The 21,203-nt window shown below is 55.7% G+C and carries 17 protein-coding genes; 8 read left to right on the top strand and 9 right to left on the bottom strand.

Going from position 1 to position 21,203, the window contains the following annotated elements; genetic code table 11:
- A partial coding sequence (locus EKN83_RS22095) for an Ig-like domain-containing protein (RefSeq protein WP_260591347.1) occupies nt 1-864 on the bottom strand: 864 nt, incomplete at its 3' end.
- 213 nt (nt 865-1,077) lie between these two features.
- Between EKN83_RS22095 and EKN83_RS22090 the strand changes: the two genes are divergently transcribed.
- On the top strand, nt 1,078-1,788 hold the full coding sequence (locus EKN83_RS22090) for a response regulator transcription factor (protein ID WP_259567412.1): 711 nt from the start codon (nt 1,078-1,080) through the stop codon (nt 1,786-1,788).
- A 186-nt stretch (nt 1,789-1,974) separates the two neighbouring features.
- The gene (locus EKN83_RS22085) at nt 1,975-3,624 is read left to right on the top strand and encodes an alpha,alpha-trehalase (protein WP_045286584.1); all 1,650 of its coding nucleotides are present in this window, start codon (nt 1,975-1,977) and stop codon (nt 3,622-3,624) included.
- Between the two features lie 291 nt (nt 3,625-3,915).
- Here the strand turns inward: EKN83_RS22085 and EKN83_RS22080 are convergent, their stop codons facing one another.
- Nucleotides 3,916-5,505 (bottom strand): STY4199 family HEPN domain-containing protein, encoded by a 1,590-nt coding sequence (locus tag EKN83_RS22080; protein WP_126801705.1) that lies wholly within the window; start codon nt 5,503-5,505, stop codon nt 3,916-3,918.
- A 146-nt stretch (nt 5,506-5,651) separates the two neighbouring features.
- Between EKN83_RS22080 and EKN83_RS22075 the strand changes: the two genes are divergently transcribed.
- On the top strand, nt 5,652-6,191 hold the full coding sequence (locus tag EKN83_RS22075; protein ID WP_126801704.1) for a GNAT family N-acetyltransferase: 540 nt from the start codon (nt 5,652-5,654) through the stop codon (nt 6,189-6,191).
- A 72-nt stretch (nt 6,192-6,263) separates the two neighbouring features.
- Nucleotides 6,264-6,602, top strand: a complete 339-nt coding sequence (locus EKN83_RS22070; RefSeq protein WP_045286581.1) for a lysozyme — start codon at nt 6,264-6,266, stop codon at nt 6,600-6,602.
- Here EKN83_RS22070 and EKN83_RS22065 read toward each other — a convergent pair.
- Together EKN83_RS22065 and EKN83_RS22060 are read right to left on the bottom strand one after the other, a co-directional pair.
- Nucleotides 6,581-7,183, bottom strand: coding sequence for a helix-turn-helix transcriptional regulator (locus EKN83_RS22065; RefSeq protein ID WP_025759436.1), 603 nt, complete (start codon nt 7,181-7,183; stop codon nt 6,581-6,583). The genes EKN83_RS22070 and EKN83_RS22065 overlap by 22 nt on opposite strands.
- 172 nt (nt 7,184-7,355) lie before the next feature.
- The gene (locus tag EKN83_RS22060; RefSeq protein ID WP_025759437.1) at nt 7,356-8,114 is read right to left on the bottom strand and encodes an SDR family NAD(P)-dependent oxidoreductase; all 759 of its coding nucleotides are present in this window, start codon (nt 8,112-8,114) and stop codon (nt 7,356-7,358) included.
- A gap of 119 nt (nt 8,115-8,233) precedes the next feature.
- Between EKN83_RS22060 and EKN83_RS22055 the strand changes: the two genes are divergently transcribed.
- The 3 genes from EKN83_RS22055 to EKN83_RS22045 all read left to right on the top strand — a co-directional run bounded on the left by EKN83_RS22055 (nt 8,234) and on the right by EKN83_RS22045 (nt 11,792).
- Complete coding sequence (locus EKN83_RS22055) at nt 8,234-9,133, top strand: LysR family transcriptional regulator (protein ID WP_126801703.1); 900 nt, start codon at nt 8,234-8,236, stop codon at nt 9,131-9,133.
- Nucleotides 9,134-9,183: 50 nt separating this feature from the next.
- Complete coding sequence (gene yhjD, locus EKN83_RS22050; protein WP_025759440.1) at nt 9,184-10,209, top strand: inner membrane protein YhjD; 1,026 nt, start codon at nt 9,184-9,186, stop codon at nt 10,207-10,209.
- Between the two features lie 260 nt (nt 10,210-10,469).
- Nucleotides 10,470-11,792 carry an MFS transporter gene (locus tag EKN83_RS22045; RefSeq protein WP_045286580.1) on the top strand — a complete coding sequence of 441 codons (1,323 nt, stop codon included), beginning with the start codon at nt 10,470-10,472 and terminating at the stop codon, nt 11,790-11,792.
- Between the two features lie 108 nt (nt 11,793-11,900).
- On the opposite strand, the gene EKN83_RS22040 is transcribed toward EKN83_RS22045, so the two are convergent.
- Both EKN83_RS22040 and pdeH read right to left on the bottom strand, forming a co-directional pair.
- Nucleotides 11,901-13,943 carry an AsmA family protein gene (locus tag EKN83_RS22040; protein ID WP_088244410.1) on the bottom strand — a complete coding sequence of 681 codons (2,043 nt, stop codon included), beginning with the start codon at nt 13,941-13,943 and terminating at the stop codon, nt 11,901-11,903.
- Between the two features lie 65 nt (nt 13,944-14,008).
- Entirely contained in the window at nt 14,009-14,782 is a 774-nt protein-coding gene (pdeH, locus tag EKN83_RS22035) for a cyclic-guanylate-specific phosphodiesterase (RefSeq protein WP_025759444.1), read from the bottom strand.
- Nucleotides 14,783-15,011: 229 nt separating this feature from the next.
- Between pdeH and EKN83_RS22030 the strand changes: the two genes are divergently transcribed.
- On the top strand, nt 15,012-15,980 hold the full coding sequence (locus EKN83_RS22030) for a sugar kinase (protein WP_126801702.1): 969 nt from the start codon (nt 15,012-15,014) through the stop codon (nt 15,978-15,980).
- 40 nt (nt 15,981-16,020) lie between these two features.
- On the opposite strand, the gene EKN83_RS22025 is transcribed toward EKN83_RS22030, so the two are convergent.
- The 3 genes from EKN83_RS22025 to hmsP all read right to left on the bottom strand — a co-directional run bounded on the left by EKN83_RS22025 (nt 16,021) and on the right by hmsP (nt 21,194).
- Nucleotides 16,021-17,514, bottom strand: coding sequence for a M16 family metallopeptidase (locus tag EKN83_RS22025; protein ID WP_045286577.1), 1,494 nt, complete (start codon nt 17,512-17,514; stop codon nt 16,021-16,023).
- Between the two features lie 227 nt (nt 17,515-17,741).
- Complete coding sequence (locus EKN83_RS22020; RefSeq protein ID WP_025759448.1) at nt 17,742-19,028, bottom strand: dicarboxylate/amino acid:cation symporter; 1,287 nt, start codon at nt 19,026-19,028, stop codon at nt 17,742-17,744.
- A 159-nt stretch (nt 19,029-19,187) separates the two neighbouring features.
- On the bottom strand, nt 19,188-21,194 hold the full coding sequence (hmsP, locus tag EKN83_RS22015) for a biofilm formation regulator HmsP (protein WP_025759449.1): 2,007 nt from the start codon (nt 21,192-21,194) through the stop codon (nt 19,188-19,190).
- Between the last annotated feature and the right edge of the window lie 9 nt (nt 21,195-21,203).

The following is a 21,203-nucleotide window of genomic DNA, read 5'->3' as shown; positions in this document are numbered from 1 at the left end:
TGCGGGCGCTTCCAGATCCACGGTGAAATCAAACGGGTCGCTCGGCGCGCTGGTGCGGCCATCCGGGCCTTTACCGATCAGCACAATGCTGTGGTCGCCGTGCGCCAGCGGGGTTTCAGGCGTCCAGGTCCATTTGCCGTCAGCGCCCACGCGGGTTTCGCCGAGCTTGACGTTGTTTTCCCAGAACTCAACGATATCGCCCGGTTTGCCTTTGCCACTAAAGGTTGGCGTGGCGTCATCGGTCACGCCGTTTTGTGGGATCGAGCCGGTTTTGCTGCCGTAATCATCGTGTACGTCGGTCAGTTCAGGGGTCGTGACAGAAGGTTTGTTTTTACTGCCATTACCACCGTTACGGTTATGGTCAATAATGGCGCCGATCCCCACCAGCGCTCCCAGCCCCGCTAACGCACCCAGCGCCAGCAGAGCAGGAGAAAACGCAGTGCCCGCAACGGCCAAACCGTCCAGGCTCGCAATCGCGCCCGCGCCCAGCGCCTGAGCGGAGGATTCGCCGTCCAGCAGGAAAGCGGCTTTGTGGTCGTCATCGCCGTCAGTGGCAATGTACTCATGCCATTGACCGTCTTCGCCTTTCCCCACCAGCTCGCCCGGGTTATCGAAATAGCCTTCAATGATCAGCTGCGGCTGATCCTCGTCGGTGCCTTCCAGCATGACGAACAGGTCTTTGCCTACGCGTTTCAGCGTAATGTTTTCTGGCGCGACGCCATTTTCCCCTTCAGCAAGAATGTATTTTGCATGCGGGATGGCCTTAATTTTGACAGCACTGCCAACCTTTTCACTGCGCAGAACGTCAGCTTTGACAATCGTCTCTTTATCAACGACTGCAATATTTACTGGCTTGAGAGTCATATTTAAATTCTCGTGTAAATAATCGATCTGTGTCCGCGCAATGCGCCAGACGCACTTCCATACGGGATACTTTCCCTGGCTGAAGCTATCTTCCCGGCTGGCAAGCGTTGTCTTAATAAGACCTGTCGCAAACCGGTCTTATATGTCTCAGAGGTGGGGGGAAAAGGGGGGAAGAGGCGCGGTAACCTGTTGGTGCCAGGAGGTCAGAAAATAATGGCAAAGATAAAGACAAGTCTTAGCCACCTTTTTTTTGCGCACGGGGAAAATGACATTTTTGTCACCCCATCAGGACAATCAGGAATGTCAGATAAAAAAGTCATTCTCCTGGACGTCAGTTCCTTGCTCCGAACAGGCATCCAGGGTTTATTAGCAGAACACGGTTATCAGACTGCGGCACAATTCCTCACGATTGAGGCAATGCACAGCGCGTTGCCAGAGTTACATGCTGACCTGATTATTATGGAGCATCTGCAACAAAGCCCTGAGGTGTTCTCTCATCTGGTACAAATAAGAAAAACCTACCCTGCTATTAAGGTTCTTATTTTGTCGTCGTCGTCGAGCGATTTTCATATTCAGTTGAGCCGACGGGCCGGTGCGGCAGGCTATATCAATAAAAACAGTTCTCTGGATAAAATTATTAACACCGTCAACACAATCACCACCGGAGGATATTGCTACGGTTCGGAGTTGTGGCAACATCACGCCCGTTATCCCCGGGATGCGTCGCTGTTATTATCCTTGTCCCATATTGATATCTGTATTTTGCGCTATATTTCTGCGGGCTACAGTAACCAGATTATCGCCTCGCTTCTGAATATGAATAATAAAAAGGTCAGCGCGTATAAGCAGCGCATCATGGCAAAATTCAACATGACCCGTCTGGCGGAACTGGTGGATCTGGCAAAACGGAATTATCTGTACTGAGCGCCGGAAGAGGCCCGGACGACGCTCTGTTCGGGCTTGATGACATCATTTGTTGCAAAACGAATGCTCCGAAAATAGTGATCTACCGCACATATTCCTCCCCCTCTACCGAAGCGAATGTCTACGCTTATAGGACGCCCGGAAAAACCTGTCTTTCAGAACATACAACCGGAGGTCCTTATCACCATGTTCAACCAGAAACTACAGGCTACCGAAAACATCGCGTTCGAGATTGCAGAAGAGCTGCGCTACGAGACCGATCCCTGCGAGTTAAAACTGGATGAGATGATCGAGGCGGAGCCGGAACCGGAAATGATTGAAGGGCTGCCCGCGTCGGATGCGCTGACGCCCGCAGACCGCTATCTTGAACTGTTTGAACACGTGCAGTCGTCACGGCTGTTTGCGGACAGCAAAACCTTCCCCGACTGCGCGCCGAAGATGGACCCGCTGGATATCCTGATCCGCTATCGCAAGGTCAGACGCCACCGGGATTTTGACCTGCGCCAGTTCGTGGAGAACCACTTCTGGATGCCGGAAACGTTCGACTCAGAATATGTTTCCGACCCGGGTCTGTCCCTGAAAGAGCACATTGATAATCTGTGGCCGGTGTTGACGCGCGAGCCGCAGGACCATATTCCCTGGTCCTCCCTGCTGGCCCTGCCGCAGGCCTATATCGTGCCCGGCGGACGATTCAGCGAGACCTACTACTGGGATTCCTACTTCTCGATGCTGGGTCTGGCGGAGAGCGGGCGCAACGATCTGCTGAAGTGTATGGCGGATAACTTCGCGTGGCTGATTGAGCGCTACGGCCATATCCCTAACGGCAACCGTACCTATTACCTCAGCCGTTCTCAGCCGCCGGTCTTTGCCCTGATGGTGGAGCTGTTTGAGGAGGATGGCGTGCGCGGTGCGAAACGTTACCTTGAACACCTGAAAATGGAGCACGCCTTCTGGATGGACGGGGCGGAGTCACTGCTGCTTAACCAGGCTTACCGCAGCGCCGTGCGCATGCCGGATGGCTCGTTGCTGAACCGCTACTGGGATGACCGTGACACCCCGCGCGACGAATCCTGGATTGAGGACGTGGAAACCGCCCGTCACTCCGGACGTCCACCGAATGAAGTGTATCGCGACCTGCGTGCGGGTGCGGCCTCCGGCTGGGACTACTCGTCCCGCTGGCTGCGCGAGCCGGGTCGGCTTGCCAGTATCCGCACAACGCAGTTTATCCCCATCGATTTGAACGCCTTCCTGTTCAAGCTGGAGAGCGCGATCGCCAATATCTCGGCATCGAAAGGGGATAAAGAGACGGCCGACCTGTTCCGCCAGAAAGCCAGCGATCGCCGGGCCGCGGTGAACCGCTATCTGTGGGATGAAGAGAACGGCTGCTACCGGGATTATGACTGGCGACGCGAAGTGATGGCGCTGTTTTCCGCCGCAAGCATTGTGCCGCTGTATGTCGGTATGGCGACCCATGAGCAGGCTGAACGCCTGTCTGATGCGGTTAAAGCGCGTCTGCTCACGCCGGGGGGGATTCTGGCGACCGAGTACGAAACCGGCGAACAGTGGGATAAACCCAACGGCTGGGCGCCGCTGCAGTGGATGGCCATTCAGGGGTTCAAGCAGTATGGCAACGACTCCCTGGGGGATGAAATCGCCTGGAGCTGGCTGCATACGGTGAACCATTTTTATAAGACCCATCATAAGCTTATTGAGAAGTACCACATCGCCAGCAGTACCCCGCGTGAAGGGGGCGGGGGTGAGTATCCGCTGCAGGATGGCTTCGGCTGGACTAATGGCGTGGTGCGCCGGCTGATTGGGTTGTATGGGGAGCCTTGAGGAGGGTAAGGGTGCGGTCTGATGCCCTCACCCTGGCCCTCTCCCACAGGGCTGAGGAATCCCCACAAAATAATGCCTGCACAGACAACCCCCTCTCCCTTGAGGGAGAGGGCTGGGGTGAGGGGGAACATACGGCTGTAGAGGTTATTCCGTTCACTTAATGTTCCTTGCTACTCTGTAACAGCATGACCAGGGCAGCGCTGTAAGTCATTAATTTTGCTGAAGCAACGTTCATCGCTTCAGGTAAAAATTACTGGGGATTCCTCAGCCCACAGGGAGAGGGAGTAGAAATCAGCGAATCACCTCATAAATGGCCGTCTGGATGGACTGCCATTTTTTGTTGCTGGCATCCGGCTGCGACTGGGCCCGGCGCGTCGCCATGTCGAGATCGTGCTGCTGGCGTTTCACCACCGCAGGCACGGTGCAGAACGCTTTCAGGTACTCTTTCCTTACGGAAGTCAGCGACTCGCCGTTCGCCATGGCATGGCTGAGCGTGTTAATAAAGCGACGACACGGCTTCTCTTCCACCATGTTCTGCCGGTAGCGCAACATCACCTCCAGCACGTCGTCATAACCTGCCGACATCGCCTCTTCGGTCCAGGAGAGCTTCCAGTCCATTCCGCCCTGCAAAAAGAGCTGCGCCACGCGGGTATCGTTGCGGTTGATGGCCGAACGGAAATTATTCTCGTCCCAGGTGACGCCCATCCGCGTGAGTGTTTCACGCGAGGAAGGGGTCTCGCGCATTTCCTGTGGCGGTGCCGCTTCTGCGGCTTTGGCGACAGCAGGCTGCGGTTTACTGCTGGTCACCAGCCAGAAGCCCCCCGCCACAATAGCAATCACCATGACGCCAACCGCCCCCCATAACACACCGGAAATGAGCTGTTCGCGTTGTTCCGGGGTACGCGGCGCGCGCTGCGTCGGCTTTTCAATGGTGTCTCGGACTTCAAACAGATCCCCGCCCGTGACTCGATCCATTTTCTGTGCCTTTTCCCAGAACGTATGTAATTCGCTGGCATCCACCGCCATGAATCCGGCCGGATTGACGCGGGTTCTCCCCTCCTCAAACGCCCGCTGAACCGGCCGCGAGATCTGCGTGTAGTAGCTATCCAGCAGCTGAATTTGCGCCGAACTTAACGCTTTCTGTACGGTAAGATGGTTGCGGATTTGCCGAATGTCGTCGAGGAAAGTTTGTAGGGTTTTTCGCGGCTCCACCAGAAGCGTAAGCATGGCGGGATCGTTAAACAGTGAGGCGTAGTAGCGGCTGAACTCTTTTTTATCCACCAGCATCTGCGCCAGTTCACTGAACATCATGCCGCTCAGGACATCGTTGATCTCACCCAGTTTCAGCCAGCGTCTGACGCGGTCAGCGTTAAACAGCGTCTTGAGATGGTTGTTGAGGCGCACCGGATCGGGCCAGGCCTGCTGAATAAGCCCTTTTAACATCAGCTCCATCGCACGCACCTGTTTTTGCGCCTGCTGCTGCTGAAGTTCGCTGCCCGGTGCCAGCTCCGTGCTGTAGGTCAACAGCGGCTGCTGCAGGCGGAGATGTTCCAGCGCGGTCACAAACCGCATCGCCGCAATCAGCTGGTTTTCACTCACATCCTGTCCGCTTTCATACTGCGGCACCCGCTGCTGTAACAGGCGCAGCTGGAGGGTAAATTCCGACATCTCGGCATCATTCAGGTTGAGCTTCTTCGCCACGGCACCCCAGCCGCCCTGGGCTAAGCGCGCGCTGTCGAGCTGCTCCAGAAACCAGCGTGGATCTTTACCCTCCGAAGCATGTACATTCAGAAGAAGCAAAATTTCCACCGACGCATGGCGAATGACTGCCAGACAGTGTTCGAACTGTTCGCGAATATGATGTGATGTGCTGAGAGTCATTATTTTCCTTAAGTGACAACGAAGACATCCGAATGGGCACGTGAAGGCCGTTTTTCTTTTTATTTATTCGAGGTTAACCATACCTGACTTTCTGTTTAAATAAAGTGACAACCCTAAAATCATTTAAAAATGTCAGGAGAATCTGAATGCCGGTTTTAATTACCCCTCGCCTTCACTGTTCGCCATTGCAGGAACAGGACTGGTCCTTTTTTCTGGCGTTACAGCAACATCCCGACGTTATGCGCTTTGTGGCGGAAGACCGCCCCGTCGCGGACATCCGCGCCGCGTTTGAGGCCCGCCTGACGCCCTGGACGCCGGGCAGCGCGCACTGGCTGTGTCTCGTCGTCCGTGATGCCCTCAGCCGGGTTCCGCTGGGCGTCACCGGCTATATTCATCGGGAGGAGGATTGCGCAGAAGTCGGTTTTCTTTTCGCACCCGAGGCGCAGGGAAAAGGCTACGGCTTCGAATCCCTACAGGCGCTCTGCCACTATGCCTTTGAAGAAGGCGGCATACGCCGACTCACCGCCACCGTTACCGCCGGGAATGTCGCCTCAAGACGTCTGCTGGAAAAAGCCCGGTTTCGCCTCGAAGGCGAATTACGCGAGAGCTATTACCTGGCGGGGCGCTGGCAGAATGACTGGATATTTGGTTTATTACGGCAGGAATATCTGAACAACAATTCCTGATCAACAGCCATTTGGCGGATATTTATCGTAAATCGTTTCCTCTACAGTGTCGCCTCTTGAGAGGAAACGAATATGAACGGTCTTACGCTGGAAATATCTTCTGCCGCCATTGAATTAATAAAAAAGCATCAGGGGCTTTCTCTGGAGAAATATCGTGACGAACACGGATTATGGGTTATCGGCTACGGCCACGTTATCCGCGATCGGGAGCAGTTTCACGGTCCTGTCACTCCGCTGGAGGCCGACGCGCTGCTTCACGAGGACATTCGCTTGTGCGAGGCGCTGCTGCGGGAAAATGTGACACGTCCATTAACCCAACAGCAGCATGACACGCTGGTGATGATGATGTTCAGCTTCGGAGAGATACCTTCGCTGCCGGAAGCGATTTTTCAGGCCGTCGCCCGGGTGTAATACATCGCAGCCTGAGTTCTGTTTTTAACGTCCAGCCGCCGGAAAAGCGCCTCCAGATGCGCTTTTACCGTGGCCGCACTGATGTTGAGGTTGCGCCCAATCTCTTTGTTTGACTCCCCCGCCGCCAGCAGTTTCAGCACTTCGCGCTGGCGTTCACTTAATGCCAGTAACGCCTGTGGCGACGACGGCTTTCTGACCCACTCTCCGGGAAAGCAGACCATCCCTCTGGACACCGAGTCCAGTACGGCAGAAAAGCGCTCGGGGCTGGCAGTGCGGGGAATAATGGCCATGATGTTTCGCTGGCGCAATTGTTCAACCCATCTGGCCTCTTTTTTCGCCAGAACCATGATCACGCGTATCGTCGGCAAGCGATGCAGGATGTCATCCAGCACACCACATCCCTCATCCTGAATTAAATTACCGTCAATCAGGACAATAGCAGACGGCGACGCGGACATCTGCGCCCATAAATCTTCTGCCTGACAGGTTCCAGTGATATTTATTTCCGGAATTAACGTCCGCAGACTGTGTATCGCTCCATGAATAAATAGTGACTGCCTGTCAAACATGATTACTCGCATCGTTTTTCTCCCTCTGAGAATAGCGAAGGGGGATTCTACAGAGGGGGGATTTGAGAAAAAACTCAATGAACGGAGCGGTTACAAAATCGCCAGGGGTATTTATATCTGCCGTATCCTGACACACTTTACTTAAGGATTTCCTTAAGGGGGTCCGTCCCCTTAAGGCAGCGTATTACAGGAACATCCCGCCAGACACTTCAATACGTTGTGCATTCATCCAGCCCAGTTTATCGCTCAGCAGCGCCGCAATGGCATCGCCAATATCATCGGGCAGGCCAACCCGGCCCAGCGCCGTTTGCGAAGCCAGCGTCTGATTCAGCTGGGCGTTGTCGCGCACACTTCCGCCACCAAAATCCGTCTCGATCGCCCCTGGCGCAATGATATTGACGGAGATCCCCCGCGCCCCCAACTCTTTCGCCTGATAGCGGGTGAGCACTTCCATCGCCCCTTTCATCGCCGCATAGGTTCCGGCCCCTGGCTGAGTAAAACGAGCCAGCCCGCTGGAGACGTTGAGGATCCGCCCGCCATCGTTCAGCAAGGGCAGAAGACGCTGGGTCAGGAAAAACGGTCCTTTAAAGTGAATACTCAACGCCTCATCGAACTGGGCCTCCGTCGTCTCGGCATACGGCGTGAATAAACCCGTTCCGGCATTGTTCAATAAATAATCAAAACGTTCACGCTGCCAGACGGACTTAAGGATTTCCTGTAACTGCAGGGCAAAAGCATCGAAACTGGCGATATCCCCGACGTTGAGCTGCAATGCCGCCGCGTTGACCCCTTTTTCCTGAATTTCGCGCACAACATCCAGTGCGTCCTGCTGATTATGATGGTAAGTCAGGATAATTCCTGTTCCGTCTGCCGCCAGCTTCAGGGCGGCGTTTTTACCCAGACCGCGGCTACCACCGGTCACTAATGCGATACGTTCAGTCATCATAAACCTCGTTTTGGCTGTTAGGGAGATTGAGAAAGAGCTTATTAGGTGATAGAAGATCAATAAAGACAGCAAAGAGCGCTTCACTGTTTCATCTGCAACAACAATGAGCGGCATCTATGGATAAAATTCACGCAATGCAGTTGTTTGTTCGCGTCGCGGAGCTGGAGAGTTTTTCCCGCGCGGCAGAAACGTTAACGCTGCCGAAAGGCAGCGTTTCACGACAAATTCAGGCCCTGGAAAACCGGCTTGGCACCCAGCTTTTGCACCGCACCACTCGCCGCGTCAGCCTGACGCAGGACGGCATGGTCTATTACGAACGGGCAAAAGATCTGCTGGCGAACCTCGATGAACTGGACGGTATGTTTCAGCACGATTCCTCCACCATCAGCGGACGGCTGCGCGTGGATATGCCGGTCGGCGTTGCACGAAATTTAGTCATCCCTAAACTGCCGACATTTCTGCAGCAGTACCCGGGTATCGAACTGGAGCTCAGCAGCAGCGATCGTCTGGTGGATGTGATCCGTGAAGGGTTTGACTGCGTGGTACGCGTCGGCACGCTGAAGGATTCGGGGCTGATCGCCCGTCCGCTGGGCAAGCTGTCGGTGATTAACTGCGCCAGCCCGGATTATCTGGCGCGTTTCGGCTATCCGGAAACGCTGGATGATTTAGGCTCCCATGCGGTGATTCACTACGCTGCGATGCTGGGAACCCGCCCGCAGGGCTTTGAGTTTTATAACGGCAGTACCACCCAGTGGATTAAAACGGGCGGGGTATTAACCGTTAACAGTACAGAAACCTACCAGGCGGCCTGTCTGGCCGGGCTGGGGATTATTCAGGTGCCGCGCGTCGGGGTGCGTGATTCTCTGCGGGCAAAGAAGCTTATCGAGATCCTCCCGCAGTACCGGGCAGAGCCGATGCCGGTCTCCCTGATTTATCCCCACCGCCGCAACCTCTCCCGCCGTGTACATCTGTTTATGGAGTGGCTTACTGAACTCACAAAAGCTTACGTGGATTAGTCGCAAGCTATAATTCAATAACATCCAGCCAAACGAAAAGGAAAAGACGCGTGACGCCGGAAAACAACCCGCAACGACCCACCCAACAATTAGAGTATGATCCCATCAGGAAGATGGAAACCGGGCCAGAAGAGGCCAAAGCACCTGGCACCGTCAGCAAGGCGCTGGGAACCGTCACCGGCATCGCCGCAAGAATCCAGCAGTTTCCCATGGTGGCGCATCTGATACGCGCAACCGAGCGCTTTAATGACCGCATGGGGAACCAGTTTGGTGCCGCCATCACCTATTTTTCCTTCCTGTCGATGATTCCGATCCTGATGGTGTCGTTTGCCGCAGCCGGGTTTGTGCTCGCCTCACACCCGACGCTGCTGCAGGATATCTTCACGAAAATCCTGAATAACGTCAGTGACCCGACCCTGGCCAGCACGCTTAAAAGCACCATCAATACCGCTGTTCAGCAGCGTACTACGGTCGGCATCGTCGGTTTGCTGATCGCCCTTTACTCCGGCGTTAACTGGATGGGCAACCTGCGCGAGGCCATTCGCGCTCAGTCGCGCGATGTCTGGGAGCGTAAGCCGCAGGATCAGGAGAAGATTTGGGTGAAGTATCTCCGCGACTTTGTTTCGCTGATTGGCCTGCTGGTCGCCCTCATCGTGACGCTCTCCATAACCTCGGTGGCGGGCTCAGCGCAGCAGATGATTATCTCCGCGCTCTATCTTGATTATATCGAATGGCTGAAACCCGCCTGGCGTGGCATTGGGCTGGCCATCTCCATCTTCGCCAACTACCTGCTGTTCTTCTGGATCTTCTGGCGTTTGCCGCGCCATCGCCCGCGTAAGAAGGCGCTGATCCGCGGCACGTTGATTGCGGCGATCGGCTTTGAAGTCATCAAAATCGTGATGACGTACACCCTTCCATCGCTGGTGAAATCCCCGTCTGGCGCGGCGTTTGGCTCGGTGCTGGGCCTGATGGCATTCTTCTATTTCTTCGCCCGTCTGACCTTGTTCTGCGCAGCGTGGATTGCCACCGCCGAGTATAAAGATGACCCGCGGATGCCGGGAAAAACGCACCGCTAACCCTTCTTCCGGGCTGAAATTTCAGCCCGATTCATCATTTCAGCATATAAATCCAGACCGTAACTTTTATTTAACCAAAAACCAGTGTTATTGACTGATATTTAAAATCTGTGAAGCATTTCATAGACGTGATTTGGCTGGTCTGAAAATTATCCGCTTTTTGTTGCTTTTATCACCAGTCCGCGGTTTTGTTACAGATTGAAATGTCGCTTTTGCTGTGCGTAATATGGCCTTTCGTTCGACAAAAATAAGAAAATATTATGCAAGCAACAGCCACCACACTCGACTCAGGAACGGAAAACGTTCCGGTAAACTCGCGCAATAAAGTCGTCGTCGCCTCGCTGATTGGCACCGCCATTGAGTTCTTCGACTTCTATATTTACGCGACCGCCGCGGTTATCGTCTTTCCGCATATTTTCTTCCCGCAGGGAGACCCGACGGCGGCCACGCTACAGTCTCTGGCGACCTTTGCCATCGCGTTTGTGGCGCGTCCGATCGGTTCGGCGCTGTTTGGACACTTTGGCGATCGCATTGGACGTAAAGTGACGCTGGTGGCCTCGCTGCTGACGATGGGGATCTCCACTGTCGCCATCGGCCTGCTGCCGACCTATGAGACCATCGGCATTCTGGCGCCGGTCCTGCTGGCGCTGGCGCGTTTTGGTCAGGGTCTGGGCCTGGGCGGTGAATGGGGTGGCGCGGCGCTGCTGGCGACCGAGAACGCCCCGGCGCGTAAACGCGCGCTGTATGGCTCCTTCCCGCAGCTTGGCGCACCGATTGGCTTCTTCTTTGCGAACGGGACGTTCCTGCTGCTTTCCTGGCTGCTGACGGATGAACAGTTCATGAGCTGGGGCTGGCGTATCCCGTTTGTATTCTCCGCCGTACTGGTGCTGATTGGCCTGTATGTCCGCGTCTCTCTGCACGAAACGCCGGTGTTCGCGAAAGTCGCCGCGGCGAAAAAACAGGTGAAAGTGCCGCTGGGTACACTGCTGACTAAACACGTCCGCGTGACCGTGCTGGGCACGTTTATCATGCTGGCCACCTACACGCTGTTCTACATCATGACGGTTTACTCCATGACCTTCAGTACCGCCGCCGCGCCGGTTGGGCTGGGGCTGCCGCGTAACGAAGTGCTGTGGATGCTGATGATGGCGGTTATTGGGTTTGGCGTGATGGTACCGATTGCGGGTCTGCTGGCGGATAAGTTTGGTCGCCGTGCGAGCATGATTACGATCACCACACTCATTATTCTGTTTGCCCTGTTTGTCTTCCCGCCGCTGCTGGGCTCAGGTAGTCCGGCGCTGGTGATGGCCTACCTGCTGATTGGCCTGAGCCTGATGGGGCTGACCTTCGGTCCGATGGGCGCGCTGCTGCCGGAGCTGTTCCCGACGGAAGTGCGTTATACCGGCGCGTCGTTCTCCTATAACGTCTCGTCTATTCTGGGCGCGTCCGTTGCGCCATATATCGCCACCTGGCTGCAGGCGAATTATGGCCTGTTCTATGTGGGCGTCTATCTGGCGGCCATGGCGGCGCTGACGCTGATTGCGCTGCTGCTGACGCACGAGACTAAGCATCAGGCGCTGTAACTCATTGCGGCCTGATGCCCTCACCCCGGCCCTCTCCCACAGGGAGAGGGAGAAAATCCTGTAGGCCGGGTAAGGCGTAGCCGCCACCCGGCAAAAACAGGCCGCACCTTACTTCTTCATCTGCGACAAAATGGTCCGGCACTGATTCGCCTCACCCTCTGACGGCGATATCAACGCGAGCAGCGCTGCGGCTGGGGTGACCAGCGTCGCGAGGGCTGCAGCCACCGCGCCGCGTGCAATCAGCGGTCCGGGCTTCACCCCCGCCTGCGGGTTTTTGAAAGTGCCGCGCACATACAGCGGCGAACGCAAGGTGATGATACGGATACCCTTACTTTCCGGGTCAATGGTCAAATCAAGCTGCTCCGAGGCCATGCTGGCGGTGCCGGTCACGTTGATCACCGCGTTTTCCGTGTCAAAGGCAAAAATCTGCGGACGCGCCACACCGTTCACCAGGTCCAGGTTGGCCGCCGCACAGTTCACCCGCACCTCATCGTCACCGAAGATTTGCCCGATGATATAGTTCCCGACGTTCAGCCCGAGGATCTCCATCAGGTTGCGGCTCACCAGCCCGTCGTTCATCAGCAGCTTGAGGTTACCGTTACTGCTTCCCAGCAGCGCCGCCACGGAGTTCCCCACGCCGCGTATGTCGGCATCGCCGTTCATTTCACCGAGGGTTTTCTGCATCAGCTCCACATCGGGCATCAGCTCTTTCAGCTTGAGCCTGCGGGCCTGAATATCGGCTCGCCCCTGCATCGGCTTTTTATCGCCTTCGAGGTGAATGTTCGACGAGATGGTCCCACCCGCCATACCAAACTTCAGCGGCTGCAGGCGCAGGTCGGCATTTTTAAGGAGGATATGGGTCGAAAGATTGCTGATTGGCAGCGTGCTGCCGTGCTCAATTTTTCTGCCTTTGAAACGCACGTCCGCGTCCATCACATCCCACTTATCCGTCTCAAAGCGGTCATAGGGCAGTACTTTCCCGGCTGGCTGGAGATCTTTCTTCACCTCTTTTGACTTCGTCCCTTTGCCGGAATCGACGCCTATCAGCGGTCCCAGGTCGGCGAGTCGCAGCTGACGGGACTCGACATCCCCCTCCAGTTTGGGGCGCGGTTTCCCGGTGGTGTAGGTCAGCGAACCGTGGATGTCGCTGTCGCCGATGCGGCCGTTAAAATCCCGGTAGTTAAAAACAGAGGACTTTTCGCTGTCGATTTTGGCGACCAGGTGCCCGTCCGTTTCAAACGGCGGGGTATCCGGCAGCAGTACGCCGGTCAGTTCATACAGCTCACCCAGCGAATCACCGGCAAATTTGAGCTGAAGATCGACGCCGCCCATGTTCATCGGGTCGTTGACCGTCCCCACAAACGCCACACGGGTGTTCCCGGAGCGGAAATCCGCCTGTACCGGGAACGGCGTACCCTCACTGCGGAGCGCCAGCATACCGCCCATTTTCCCTTTTCCGCTCAGCGGCTGGCCGTTGTAGCGCCCTTTTGCCGTCAGGCCAAAGACGTAATCCCCTACGCTTGCGGTGTCGCCTTTAGCTTTCGTGCCCGTCACCTCGCTAAAGGGCAGCGGCTTGCCGAGCGGATCGACCAGGATCTCCACATCCGCCTTGCTGACTTTATCGTCGATGGCGATCCGTCCGCGATCGAAGAGAATATTGTCGAGACGGAATGACCAGGACGAGGGCCGGGCATGCGGATCTTTTTCGCCGTCGCTGGCAAGGTTAAAGGTCCAGTTGTTGTTTTTTTCGGAGAGACGGATCAGGCGCGCATCGGGCTGCTGCAGCTTGATCCACGGCAGATAGACCGTTTTGGTGAAGAGCGCGAGCGGAGCCAGCGTAGCTTCAACGCGAGGGAGGTGAACCATGGTCACTTCCGGGATATCGGGCGGGTTGCCGAGAATGATGTCGTCGGCGTGGACATGTGGCCAGGGGATCCAGCTTCGCCAGCCGGGCTCCTCCTTCTGACGCTCCCACACTACCCCTAAATCACCGCGTATAGCGAAGGGGCGATTCAGCTCGGTTGAGACTTTCTGGTTGATGGTCGGCTTAAGGCGGTTCCAGTCAAACGTCGCAATAATGATGACGACGACCACAATCAACAACAAGAAAATCCCTGCGGTCCAGGAGATTACCCTGGTTGTTTTCGTCATTTTTATCCCCTTTCCTGATGACCTGTCCTGTAAAACTATAGTCCAGACAAAGGGAAGCGGGCTTATCAGAGGGTCGTTATCACGCTATCGAGGCGATCCATGGGTACCGGGCGAGAAAGGAAATAGCCTTGTGCCGCCGCGGCGGGAGAGTTTTGCACATCACGCCATTCTTCCAGGGTTTCCACACCTTCAACAATCACGCCCTGGCAATAGCGGTTCATCAGCTGTAATAACAGCGTAAACAGATTCCGCCCTTCCGGGGTCTGGCGCAGCATAATAAACAGATCGCGAGCCACTTTAATGTAGTCGTAGCGCACTTCACTCAGGGCGGAGAAGTTCGCCATGCCGGTGCCAAAATCATCCAGCCACAGCGGGCCAAATTCACACATCGACGCAAACGAGGAGTCCTGCGGCAGGCGGACATGCTCCACCAGCTCAAAGCGCATCCACGGGAGGGTAGCGATCAGCTCCTGCAATTTCGCATTCTGACGCAGCGCCAGCAGAGTCGGGCCATCAACGTTGACCGAGGCGAGGATATCGTGCTGTTCGAAAAAGGTCTGCTTCGTCGCCAGCATACGGAGCTGCTCTTCCAGCACATCCAGACGCTGGCGAACGGCCACTTCGGCAAAGTAGCGATCCGGTGCAATACGCTGAGTAGGGTTTGAGGGATGCGTCACCACGGTCAATATTTCAATGGCCATCAGTCGGCCATCCGTTCGGTAGATCGGCTGATAGGTGTACGCGCGCTCACATTGCAGCCAGTAGCGATGCTCCTGCAAGTTCTCAATACTTGCCTCAGGCGTAGTGCTCAGCCGCTGGATAACCTGCTCTGACTTCATTTCAGATGTCCTGTTGTTGGGATGGCCTTTCTGGACTCGTCACAGGATTATCGGCGCGGCAATTGAGAACTTTATGTTCAATTAACCCGGAAAATGAAATTAAGATGACAGCAATGAGCAGGAACACGCGCTGGCTCAAATAAAATAATGGAACGTTGTTTTAATATAGTTGACCTGTTAATTCACCCAGCGCACACTAGCGAAAATTACTCTGTTCAGGTTCACGACTATGTCTAAAAAAATTGCCGTGATTGGCGAATGCATGATTGAGCTGTCCCAAAAAGGCGCGGACGTCAGCCGCGGATTTGGTGGCGATACGTTAAACACCGCCGTTTATATTGCCCGTCAGGTTGCGCCTGAGGCGCTCACCGTGAACTACGTTACCGCCCTGGGGACGGACAGCTTCAGCCAGCAGATGCTGGAGGCCTGGCAGAGTGAACATATTGATACCTCACTGATCCAGCGTATGGAAAACCGCCTGCCGGGTTTGTATTACATTGAGACCGACGAGACCGGCGAACGTACGTTCTACTACTGGCGTAACGAAGCCGCGGCGAAATACTGGTTGGAGAGCGACGACGCCGCCGCCCTTTGCGAAACGCTGGCGACGTTTGACTACCTCTATCTGAGCGGGATTAGCCTGGCTATTCTAAGCCCGTCCAGCCGCGAAAAACTACTGTCGTTGCTGCGCGAGTGCCGCGCCAACGGCGGGAAGGTGATTTTCGATAATAATTACCGTCCACGCCTGTGGGCCAGCCGCGAAGAGACGCAGCAGGTTTATCAGCAGATGCTGCAATGCACCGACATCGCGTTCCTAACCCTCGACGATGAAGACGCCCTGTGGGGTGAGAAACCGGCTGATGAGGTGATTGCACGCACACAGGCGGCGGGCGTAAGTGAAGTGGTGATTAAGCGCGGCGCGGAGTCATGTCTGGTGGCGATTGCGGGGGAAGCGGTGGTTGATGTCCCGGCGGTGAAGCTTGCCAGAGAGAAAGTGATTGATACCACGGCGGCGGGTGATTCATTCAGCGCGGGCTATCTGGCGGTGCGTCTGACGGGCGGCACGCCGGAAGCGGCAGCACAGCGTGGGCACCTGACGGCCAGCACCGTCATTCAGTATCGCGGGGCGATTATTCCGCGTGAGGCGATGCCTGCCCCTCACCCTAACTCTCTCCCCAAAGGGGAGAGGGAACGATGAACACCCTCTCCCCTTTGGGGAGAGGGCCGGGGTGAGGGGATTACTGCCCCTGCGGAATATCCGTCGCATCCGGGTGTAAATCATCCGCCGTCGCGGCCTGCGCTGGCTGCGGCGCGGTAGCCATAATGGAATCCCAGGTTGTCTGCAGTTCCTTCATGTCATATTCCGGCTCGCCTTTCGGTTGCAGGAGGATCAACGCCATATCCTGCGACAGCTGCTGACGGAGGTCCTGATTGAGCATCTCGACGGTCAGACCGTTCAGGAAGTCCTGACGAAGCTTCTGGTACTGTTCCGGCGCAATGTCCACCACCTGGTTCTGCAGAGAGCGAATACGCTGGCTGATCAGAATGTCGGTATCGGCGCGAGCGTAAGTCGCAAACAGCTTCTGCAGCTCCAGTTTTTTCTGCGCCACGAGAGCATTGAACTCCTCTTCAGGAAGCCCCTCTTTACGCACTTTTGCCAGCTCTTTCGCGACCACACCCAGATTTGCATTCAGCTTATCGCCCGGTGATTCAACGTTAATGGCGCATTGCGCACGCTGGAACAGCACGCGGCAGTCAAAGCCAAGACCGATATTCTTCACGTTGTTCTTACTGAGCGTCTGCTGAACATGCCAGAACAGCGCTTCACGGGCCAGATCGGCACGCCAGTAGCGTAACAGCGCCGCGGACTCACGGATTGGCTGCCAGGCGTTATCCCACATCACGGAGAGTCTGTCCTGACGCACGGTGTCCGTCATGATGCTGACAGGCTCTGCACGCAGCGGAGAGAGAGTCGGCACCGGGGCCGGTGATTCACGCTTGCCTTTCAAATCGCCAAACGCTTTGTTGATCTGCTCTACCACTGCGCGGCTGTCCACGTTACCCACCACGATCAGCGTCATCGCGTCCGGGGTGTACCATTTCTGGTAGAACGATTTAACCTGTTCGACGTCTACCGGCTGTTTCAGCGGTTCAGCCGGATCGTGCCCCAATAATGCGGAACCTTTCAGGCGGTAACGCCACCAGCCCTCTTTGGTATCACCAGGCCAGGTCGCCACCATGTCGCTGTTGCTCAACGCATAGTTGACGGTGTCCGGCGTAATCGCCAGATTGCCAGAGGCATCGGAGAGATAAGTGAGGGCTTCTTTAAGCAGATCGTTACGGTTATTAGGCAGGCTCAGGTTAAACATGGTGTAGTCATACGAGACAACAGCCGGTGGGAGTGGGCGTTTCGGATCGATGGCCTGTTGCCAAAGCGAACGCACCTGAACAGCCTGCAAGCTGCCGCTCTGAGTGAGCGCCAGCCGGGGAATAAAATGGCTAAAACCGGTTTGCTGAGTGCTTTCCGTAAGGGAACCGGTATTAATGGACAGACGGATTTCAATACGATCGCTGGGACGCTGCGGCGTGGCTAACACCTGCCACTGAAAACCGTTCGCTAATGTTCCTTGTTGCCAGGCCGGGTCTGGCTGGAGCGCATCTGCCTGCACATAACTGGCTGCTGCCATCATCAGCAAACCGCCGGTTAAGAGTCGAATTTTTGTGCCCTGCATGTGAACCCCTGATCAACATTCCTGGTTAAAAAAGAGTGCCTCGCGACGCGCCTCACTCTTAAAGATGACGATGAAAACACGTCGATTAGACCGCGCATTCGGCAAAACGTCACGGTCAGAAGTGAAATATACCCAAAAAAAATCTTGTCGAATTATGACAGGTACGAACAGTTATTATGCGCAGGAGCCCGCATCCCGACAAGGGAATACGGGCATTTGTGACAAGATTAAGAGGATAAACCAGGATTTTTGCTGTCAGATGAACGATTGTTCAGAGTATCGTCGAGCTTTTTGTGATCCAGCTCTTTGACCCATTTCGCCACGACCACCGTAGCCACGCCGTTACCCACCAGGTTGGTCAGGGCACGCGCCTCTGACATGAAGCGGTCAATACCGAGAATCAACGCCAGACCCGCCACCGGCAGGTGCCCCACCGCGGAAATCGTCGCCGCCAGCACGATAAAGCCACTGCCCGTCACACCTGCCGCCCCTTTAGAAGAGAGCAGGAGCACCACCAGCAGGGTAATCTGATGGACAATATCCATATGGCTGTTGGTCGCCTGGGCGATAAACACCGCCGCCATCGTCAGGTAGATCGAGGTGCCATCCAGGTTGAAAGAGTAACCCGTCGGGATCACCAGCCCCACCACCGATTTACGGCATCCCAGTTTTTCCATCTTATCGAGCATACGCGGCAGCGCCGATTCTGAAGAGGAGGTCCCCAGAACAATCAGCAGCTCTTCGCGGATGTAACGGATAAATTTGAAGATGTTGAAACCTGTCGCACGGGCGATGGAGCCCAGGACCACCACCACGAAAAGGATACAGGTGATATAGAAGCAGATAATCAGCTGCCCGAGCTGCACCAGCGTACCGACGCCGTACTTACCGATGGTGAAGGCCATCGCACCGAAGGCCCCAATCGGCGCCAGGCGCATGATCATATTGATGATGCCGAAGATCACCTGCGAGAAACTTTCAATGACGTTAAAGATGAGCTGGCCTTTGCTGCCCAGACGGTGGAGAGCAAAACCAAACAGCACGGCGAAGAGCAGGACCTGCAGGATATTACCGCTGGCAAACGCGCCAATTACGCTGCCAGGAATGACGTCCAGCAGGAAGGCGACCACACCCTGATCCTTCGCCTGCTCGGCGTAAACCGCGACGGCTTTCGCATCCAGCGTCGACGGGTCGACGTTCATACCCGCGCCTGGCTGCACCACGTTGACGATGATCAGACCAATAATCAGCGCCAGCGTACTGACCACTTCAAAATAGAGCAGCGCTACGGCACCGGTACGGCCAACCGCCTTCATGCTTTCCATGCCCGCGATGCCCGTCACGACCGTACAGAAGATCACCGGGGCGATGACCATTTTGATGAGCTTAACGAACGCGTCGCCAAGCGGTTTCATTTGTGCGCCCAGTTCAGGGTAATAGTGACCCAGCAGAATACCGATGGCGATGGCTGTCAGGACCTGGAAATAAAGACTTTTGAAGAGTGAGGTTTTCATAAGGTGTCCTTGGGAAGAAAAACCACAGGCTTTGTAAGGTTATGGTTAACCTGCGGCTTTAAAATAACACCCACATAACAGGACAGAAATAAACTCAGTTCAAATTTGAAACACAAATGTTAAGAACTTTGAGCTGGCTCGCACAAGCCAGCAACAAAATTACACTTTTGCGTGATGGCCAGCGCCAGAAAGGTAACGTTCTTCAAAGACATCCGCGGGAACCGCTGGGGCAAAAAGGAAGCCCTGTCCACTCTCCACGCCCGCCTCAGCCAGCCAGCTGCGTTGCGCTTCGGTTTCAATCCCCTCCGCAATCAGATGCAGGTTGAGACTGCGCGCCATATGGATAATCGCCTGCACCATGCTGCTGTCGCCCGGCAGACCGTCGACAAACGCTTTGTCAATTTTCAGCACATCCACCGGCAGGGTTTTCATGTGCTGAAGCTGACGCAGCCCGGCGTAACCCATGCCAAAATCATCCAGCGCAATGCGAATGCCGGCATGACGCAGCGGCTTCAGAATGGCGACGGCCTCATTGGGGTCGTCTATATGCCGACTCTCTGTCACTTCCAGGGTCAGGGTATCCGGTTTGATGCGGTAACGGTGGATAAGCTCCAGCATCTCTGAAACCATGGTCGGATGCTTCAGCTGCAGGGCGGACAAATTGACCGACAGCGGCAATGTCACGCCGCGCTCCTGCCAGGCGGCAAGCTGACGGCAGGTCTCTTCCAGCACCCAGTATCCGATAGTTACCATCAGACCGCAGGATTCAATGCGCTCAATCAGTCCTTCCGGTAACTCCCATGAGCCATCCGGCTGTTTCATACGCAATAGCGCCTCGGCGCTTTTCACGTCTCCCGTGTGCAAATCCACCTGCGGCTGGAGCCAGAGGGCAAACTGGCGGTTATCCAGCGCGGTCAGAATATCGCTCTCTTCCGTCAGGCGCTGCTGCGCCTTTTCCATCTGCTCCGGGTCGAAGAACTGGATCTGATTTTTGCCTTTGCGACGGGCGGTGAACGCCGCCGAGAAGGCGCGGCGATAAAGCTGTTCCGCGGTCAGATCGCCATAGTACATGGCAATTCCGATGCTGGCGCTCGGACGAAGCTGGATACCCTGAATGGGGAGCCGCTCATTAATGACAGTGAGTACTTGCTGACCTAATGTGATCGCATGCCACGGCTCTTTCACCCCGTTTGCAATCACCACCAGGTCATACCCGCTCACCTGGGTCAGCACCATGCGCGGCGCAAGCACAGATTTCACCTTTTCCACCAGGGTAAGCAGCAGCATCTCGCGCTGGCTCTCCTTGAGCACGCCCGCCGTGTCCTGCAGGGTTTCACAGGCGATGACCATCAACGCCGTAGTCTGCTGGCGAGCGACGGTCTGCTCCAGCATTGCCATCAGAAACGCTTTATTGGGGAGCTCCGACACCGGGAAGCGGGTGGCGCTACTGTTCAGCTCATCCTGCTGACGCTGGATGCGCTGCTGGTTAAGGTTGTAGCTACGCACCAGCATGCCGATCTCATCGTCATGATGAAGGCGCGGCAGCTCAAGCTGATGGCCCATCTGGTCCTGTGGGGAAAGGGTGTTCAGCTCCCGGGCGATACGCCGCAGCGGATGCACGATCAGCCGGTTAATGCACCAGGTCAGCGCCACGCTGAGGATCAGCGTCATAAGTAAGCAAGTGGTCACTAACGTGACAAACCAGCTCATGACGAATTTATACATGCGGTACGAGTCCGCCTGCAGGACGAGATAGGCTAGCGGCTGCGGGTTAGCAGGACGCTCAAGCGAGTAAATGGGGAGCGAGATTTGTACCGGCAGTTCAAACAGGCGCATCACCATCATCGGGACAGGACGCTCAGGGATAAAGCTCATCCGCAGCGCCTGGAACTGGTTAGGCAGCACCACGTCTGCGCGGCTGACTACGCCTGCAGGCTGGATGCGTTTTAAAATGGTTTCCGCTTCGGGAATATCGCCTTTCAGGATCGAGGCTGAGAGCGGGCCGCGCACCGAGCGGGCAATACTTTCTAATTGCGAAGCCGTGTTATAGCGATTCTGCTGCACGGAATGAAACAGCAAAATTACGCAAAATAGCAGTACAAACAGCATTGTGACGGCAGACACCATCGCCATCTGTTTGATCGTTAAGGAACGGCTGACACGCAAAATGACTCT

The organism is Enterobacter sp. WCHEn090032, from assembly GCF_003986875.1.
GTDB lineage: Bacteria > Pseudomonadota > Gammaproteobacteria > Enterobacterales > Enterobacteriaceae > Enterobacter > Enterobacter sichuanensis.
This window is presented reverse-complemented; position numbering and strand designations above follow the sequence as displayed.